This is a genomic window from Neisseria sp. P0022.S010 (assembly GCF_051956635.1).
Genome location: NZ_JBQCXF010000185.1, coordinates 1 through 5,551, shown reverse-complemented (window position 1 = coordinate 5,551; position 5,551 = coordinate 1). Strand labels below are relative to the sequence as shown.

Annotated in this window: 5 protein-coding genes and 2 pseudogenes; 1 reads left to right on the top strand and 6 read right to left on the bottom strand. The window is 49.7% G+C overall.

Annotated features, from left to right (window positions below):
• Window positions 1-398: pseudogene (locus tag ACTHUT_RS13280) on the bottom strand (hypothetical protein); the annotation flags it as partial.
• Window positions 399-483: 85 nt separating this feature from the next.
• Here ACTHUT_RS13280 and znuD point away from each other — a divergent pair.
• A complete protein-coding gene (znuD, locus tag ACTHUT_RS13275; RefSeq protein ID WP_250599855.1) occupies window positions 484-2,772 on the top strand; it encodes a TonB-dependent zinc receptor ZnuD in 2,289 nt (762 codons plus the stop codon).
• Window positions 2,773-2,855: 83 nt separating this feature from the next.
• On the opposite strand, the gene ACTHUT_RS13270 is transcribed toward znuD, so the two are convergent.
• The 5 genes and pseudogenes from ACTHUT_RS13270 to ACTHUT_RS13250 all read right to left on the bottom strand — a co-directional run.
• On the bottom strand, window positions 2,856-3,668 hold the full coding sequence (locus tag ACTHUT_RS13270) for a phosphatidylserine decarboxylase (RefSeq protein WP_250599853.1): 813 nt from the start codon (window positions 3,666-3,668) through the stop codon (window positions 2,856-2,858).
• 225 nt (window positions 3,669-3,893) lie between these two features.
• Window positions 3,894-4,160, bottom strand: a complete 267-nt coding sequence (locus ACTHUT_RS13265) for a hypothetical protein (protein WP_250599851.1) — start codon at window positions 4,158-4,160, stop codon at window positions 3,894-3,896.
• A complete protein-coding gene (locus ACTHUT_RS13260) occupies window positions 4,141-4,548 on the bottom strand; it encodes a phage holin family protein (RefSeq protein WP_137040303.1) in 408 nt (135 codons plus the stop codon). Before ACTHUT_RS13260 ends, ACTHUT_RS13265 begins: the two co-directional genes overlap by 20 nt.
• Window positions 4,549-4,658: 110 nt before the next feature.
• A complete protein-coding gene (locus ACTHUT_RS13255) occupies window positions 4,659-5,027 on the bottom strand; it encodes a DUF883 family protein (RefSeq protein WP_070608049.1) in 369 nt (122 codons plus the stop codon).
• A gap of 189 nt (window positions 5,028-5,216) precedes the next feature.
• A pseudogene (locus ACTHUT_RS13250) lies at window positions 5,217-5,551 on the bottom strand (succinate--CoA ligase subunit alpha); the annotation flags it as partial.

The following is a 5,551-nucleotide window of genomic DNA, read 5'->3' as shown; positions in this document are numbered from 1 at the left end:
ATATTAAAGTGATGTTTAATGTCCATGGGTATCTGATTAGCCTGTTGTTTTCCTTTTATTCCTGCCCAGTGATACACACCATTACTGAGTGCAAATTGATGAACCACTTCACCATCAAAATAAAAACGTAAATCACTTTTAAGATTTGATGTGGGTACGGATTTTTTGAATAAATCCAAGGAATTCCTAGGTTCAATACTTGCGACAATTCCCGGGCGAGCACCAATTCCTTTCCTGGTATGTTTAATATTTGATTGATATTTTAAACCATTATCTAAATTTACTACATTTGACCGGAAACGGATTATTGTTACGGTCGCTGTTTTACACTGTCCCTTTATTGTCTTTGGTTTTACTCTGTTTGTATGGGCTTTGGCTTGGCTGTTTTGCAGCATCAAATGCGATTTGCTTCTTAAATTCTTGTTATATTAATGCTGAAATGTTATATAATAACAGCCTTTCGAAATATGATGAAAAACTAAAATGACACAAACCACACTCAAGCCCATTGTTTTATCTATTCTTTTAATCAGCACCCCTATTCTCTCCCAAGCGCATGAAACTGAGCAGTCGGTTGACTTGGACGAGGTTACCGTCGTCGGCAAAAGCCGTCCGCGCGCCACATCGGGGCTTTTGCACACTTCGACCGCCTCCGACAAAATCATCTCCGGCGATACCTTGCGCCAAAAAGCCGTCAACTTAGGCGATGCTTTAGACGGCGTACCGGGCATTCATGCCTCGCAATACGGCGGCGGCGCGTCCGCTCCCGTTATTCGCGGTCAAACAGGCAGACGGATTAAAGTGTTAAACCATCATGGCGAAACGGGCGACATGGCGGACTTCTCGCCCGACCATGCCTTGATGGTGGACAGCGCCTTGTCGCAACAGGTTGAAATCCTGCGCGGCCCGGTTACGCTCTTGTACAGCTCGGGCAATGTGGCCGGTTTGGTCGATGTTGCCGATGGCAAAATCCCCGAAAAAATGCCTGAAAACGGCGTATCGGGCGAAGCCGGATTGCGTTTGAGCAGTGGCAATTTGGAAAAACTGACATCCGCAGGCATCAATATCGGCTTAGGCAACAACTTCGTGCTGCATACCGAAGGCTTGTACCGCAAATCGGGCGATTACGCCGTACCGCGCTATCAAAAAGAAGAAGGTCGTCTGAAACGACTGCCCGACAGCCATGCTGATTCAAAAACAGGCAGCATCGGCCTGTCTTGGGTTGGTGATAAGGGTTTCCTCGGCGTGGCGTACAGCGACCGTCGCGACCGCTACGGCCTGCCTGCCCACAGCCATCTCTACGACGACTGCCACGCCGACATCATCTGGCAAAAGAGTTTGATTAACAAACGCTATTTGCAGCTTTATCCACACCTGTTGACCGAAGAAGACGTCGATTACGACAATCCGGGCTTGAGCTGCGGCTTTCACGACGACGATGATGCACACGCCCATGCCCACAACGGCAAACCTTGGATAGACCTGCGCAACAAACGCTATGAACTCCGCGCCGAATGGAAGCAGCCATTCCCCGGTTTTGAAGCCCTGCGCGTACACCTGAACCGCAATGACTACCGCCACGACGAGAAAGCAGGCGACGCAGTAGAAAACTTCTTCAACAACAAAACACACAACGCCCGTATCGAGTTGCGCCACCAACCCATAGGCCGTCTGAAAGGCAGCTGGGGCGTGCAATATTTGGGACAAAAATCCAGCGCGCTTTCCGCCATTCCCGAAACCGTCCAACAACCGATGTTAATTGACAACAATGTGCGCCATTACAGCTTTTTCGGTGTAGAACAGGCAAACTGGGACAACTTCACGCTTGAAGGCGGCGTACGCGTGGAAAAACAAAAAGCCTCCATCCAGTACGACAAAGCCTTGATTGATCGGGAAAACTACTACAACCAACCCCTGCCCGACCTCGGCGCGCACCGCCAAACCGCCCGCTCGTTCGCGCTTTCCGGCAACTGGTATTTCTCGCCCAAACACAAACTCAGCCTGACCGCCTCCCATCAGGAACGCCTGCCGTCAACGCAAGAGCTGTACGCACACGGCAAACACGTCGCCACCAACACCTTTGAAGTCGGCAACAAACACCTGAACAAAGAGCGTTCCAACAACATCGAACTCGCGCTGGGCTATGAAGGCGACCGCTGGCAATACAATCTGGCACTCTACCGCAACCGCTTCGGCAACTACATCTACGCGCAAACCCTCAACGACGGACGCGGTCCCAAATCCATCGAAGACGACAGTGAAATGAAGCTCGTGCGCTACAACCAATCCGGCGCCGACTTCTACGGCGCGGAAGGCGAAATCTACTTCAAACCCACGCCGCGCTACCGCATCGGACTTTCCGGCGACTACGTCAGAGGTCGTCTGAAAAACCTCCCGTCGCTGCCCGGTAGGGAAGACGCCTACGGTAACCGCCCACTCATTGCCCAAGCCGACCAAAACGCCCCGCGCGTTCCCGCCGCACGACTCGGCTTCCACCTGAATGCAGCGCTGACCGACCGCATCGATGCCAATTTGGACTACTACCGCGTGTTTGCCCAAAACAAACTCGCCCGCTACGAAACGCGCACGCCCGGACACCATATGCTCAACCTCGGCGCAAATTACCGCCGCAATACGCGCTATGGCGAGTGGAATTGGTATGTCAAAGCCGACAATCTGCTCAACCAATCCGTTTACGCCCATAGCAGCTTCCTCTCTGATACGCCGCAAATGGGCCGCAGCTTTACCGGCGGCGTGAACGTGAAGTTTTAAAATCGGACAGGCAAACAAAAAAGGTTTTCAGACGGCCGTCTGAAAACCTTTTTCTTACTTTAAACCAATTTTAAAACCGGCAATTAATCTTTCAACACATCACGCACAGCCGCTTGAATTTTAGCCGCCGCTGCTTCGATTTGCTGCTGTTCGGTAGATTGGCTTGCCACTGTTTCAACCGGAGTCGCTTGTGAAACTGGCGCGGCTTGTGGAGCTGCGGCTTTAGGCTCAGATTCAGTTTGCGGCGCAGTCAGCGGCAAACGCGCCAATACAGTGCTGACGCCGGTAACTTTATCGCCAATCGCCACTTGCGCCTGAGCATCGACAGGCAGATACATATCTACGCGCGAACCAAAGCGGATAAAGCCATAGCGTTCGCCACGAGACAGTTTCGCACCTGCTTGGGTGTAACACAAAATACGGCGCGCCACCAAACCGGCCACTTGAACAAAAGTAATTTCACGACCAGAAGCCGTAGTCGCCAACACCGCATTACGTTCGTTTTCCGTACTGGCTTTGTCCAAATCCGCATTCACGAATTTGCCTTTGTTATAGACCACTTTCGTTACCGTACAATCAGCAGGTGATTTTTGCGAATGCACGTTGAACACGTTCATAAAAATACTGATTTTCAAAGCATCGACATCACGATACGGATCGCGTGCGCGCTCAACCACCACGATACGACCGTCAACCGGGCTCAACACCGCTTCAGGATTTAGCGGAATCTCACGCGCAGGGTCACGGAAAAACTGCAATGCAAACACGGTAAACACCCAAAACGGCAAAGACCACCAGCCACCGCACATCGACACCAGCAGGCTCAAAGCCAAACTGCCGCCGATAATCGGCCAGCCCTCACGGGCGATAATCGGGTGGGGATACAAACGGTTCATCACTTATCCTTCATTTAATAATTTCAAAATTGCCGCCATTATATCTGAAACTCCAAACATTGAGGCCGTCTGAAATGTTCAGACGGCCGGTGTCTTTTGTAAAAAATACTCAACATAGATAAAGTTTCAGTTTCGACAACACAATGACGCAGCGTCCGCAACAAGCGGCTCACACGAGCCAACAACGCGCCGCAAATATCATTTTGACCAAACCTCTGCCCTCGATTATCTCGACAAGCGCAGTATGATTGCCAATACCAGCCAAATCCAATGCCGACGACGCGATGTAGAAAACAAAGCACGTTGAGACAGCAAACGCGTTTGGCTCAACTGATACGCCACATCGGCCAACATCACCAAACGATTAGTCTGCCGAGCATTACTTTCTTCCGCTTTACGCAGTTTCAAATTTTCCGCTTCAATCCTCAGCCGCACCAGCTTGGCTTCCAAAAGCAGCAGCTCGCGCGCTTCCTCATACTCCTGTTGCTTCATCGTCCGCATCCTTGTCTATCTCACCGCGCAAATACGCAATGTCCGATCGAATATCCTGCAAGGTCTCAGCCACGCGACTGCCCTGCTCCCGATAGTCCGCCGATACTTTGCGGAACAATACGGCAATAATCAGCAGGCTCACAAAGAAAATGCCGAAAAACACCCACAAAGCCGCAACATCCGTCAGCACGCGGTTCAAACCGAACAGCAAACCGACCAAGCCCACCATCAACAGCGCGCCGGACAATACCAGCCAAATCGCCAACCGGAACACATTCTCCGCCTGACGCGTCAAATCCAAGCTCAATACCTGCAAACGCAGCAGCAGCAAATCCGCGCCCTGATTCAACAAAGCCTTGCCATGTTCAAAACGCTGGCGAATTCCCATCTTAACTATCCTTTTTTTCAGGAAAACATAAGGCTAAGGCCGTCTGCACAGCGCAATGAAATCCATGATTTCATGTACACACCTGTTCAGACGGCCTTAACATATTCGCATTAACGGCGGTTCAACAACACACCGACAACCAAACCGGCCAATGCGGCAAAACCCATTGCATAATATGGTTTTTCATGCACCACTTCATCAGCTTGTTTAGCACCGCGTTTCAAGCGTGCACCAGCATCTGACTCTAATTCGGAAAAAAGCTCTTTACCATCTTTAAATCGTTCGCTAATTTCTTCTTCGAAGCTGCTAAAACGCTCTTTGGCTTCTGCCAATTTTGCTTCCAATTTAGCGCGAATTTTACTACCCTCTTCCGAACCGGCTTCAACACCATTGCGGTACAGTTCATCCACATCATCCATTACTTCTCGGATATCTTCCAACAAAGCATCACGACGTTTTTCAAAATTATGTTTTTTCATACTACTCTCCTATAGATTGATATGGTCACAGATTGTTCATCTGTTAATAGTATTATAACCATTTATTTCCAAATAAACGTTAATTTAAATTAAATTAAGTGCTTATTCTGAAAACAACCCAATAGAATTTAAAAAAGGCCGTCTGAAAACTTCAGACGGCCTTTTCAATTCAGCTTAAAGACCCAAGTCTTATGCCAAACCTTTTGCTTTCAACACTTCCAGCATGGTAGTGCCCAGCTCGGCAGGGCTGCGGGTGTAAGCGATACCGGCTTTTTCAAAAGCGGCGAATTTTTCTTCGGCAGTACCTTTACCACCGGAAATAATCGCACCGGCGTGGCCCATACGTTTGCCTTTAGGAGCGGTAACACCAGCAATGTAACCTACAACAGGTTTGGTTACGTTGGATTGGATGTATTCGGCTGCTTCTTCTTCCGCAGTACCGCCGATTTCACCGATCATGATGATGGCGTCGGTATCTGGGTCTTCTTGGAAGAGTTTCAGTGCGTCGATTTGGTTCATACCAG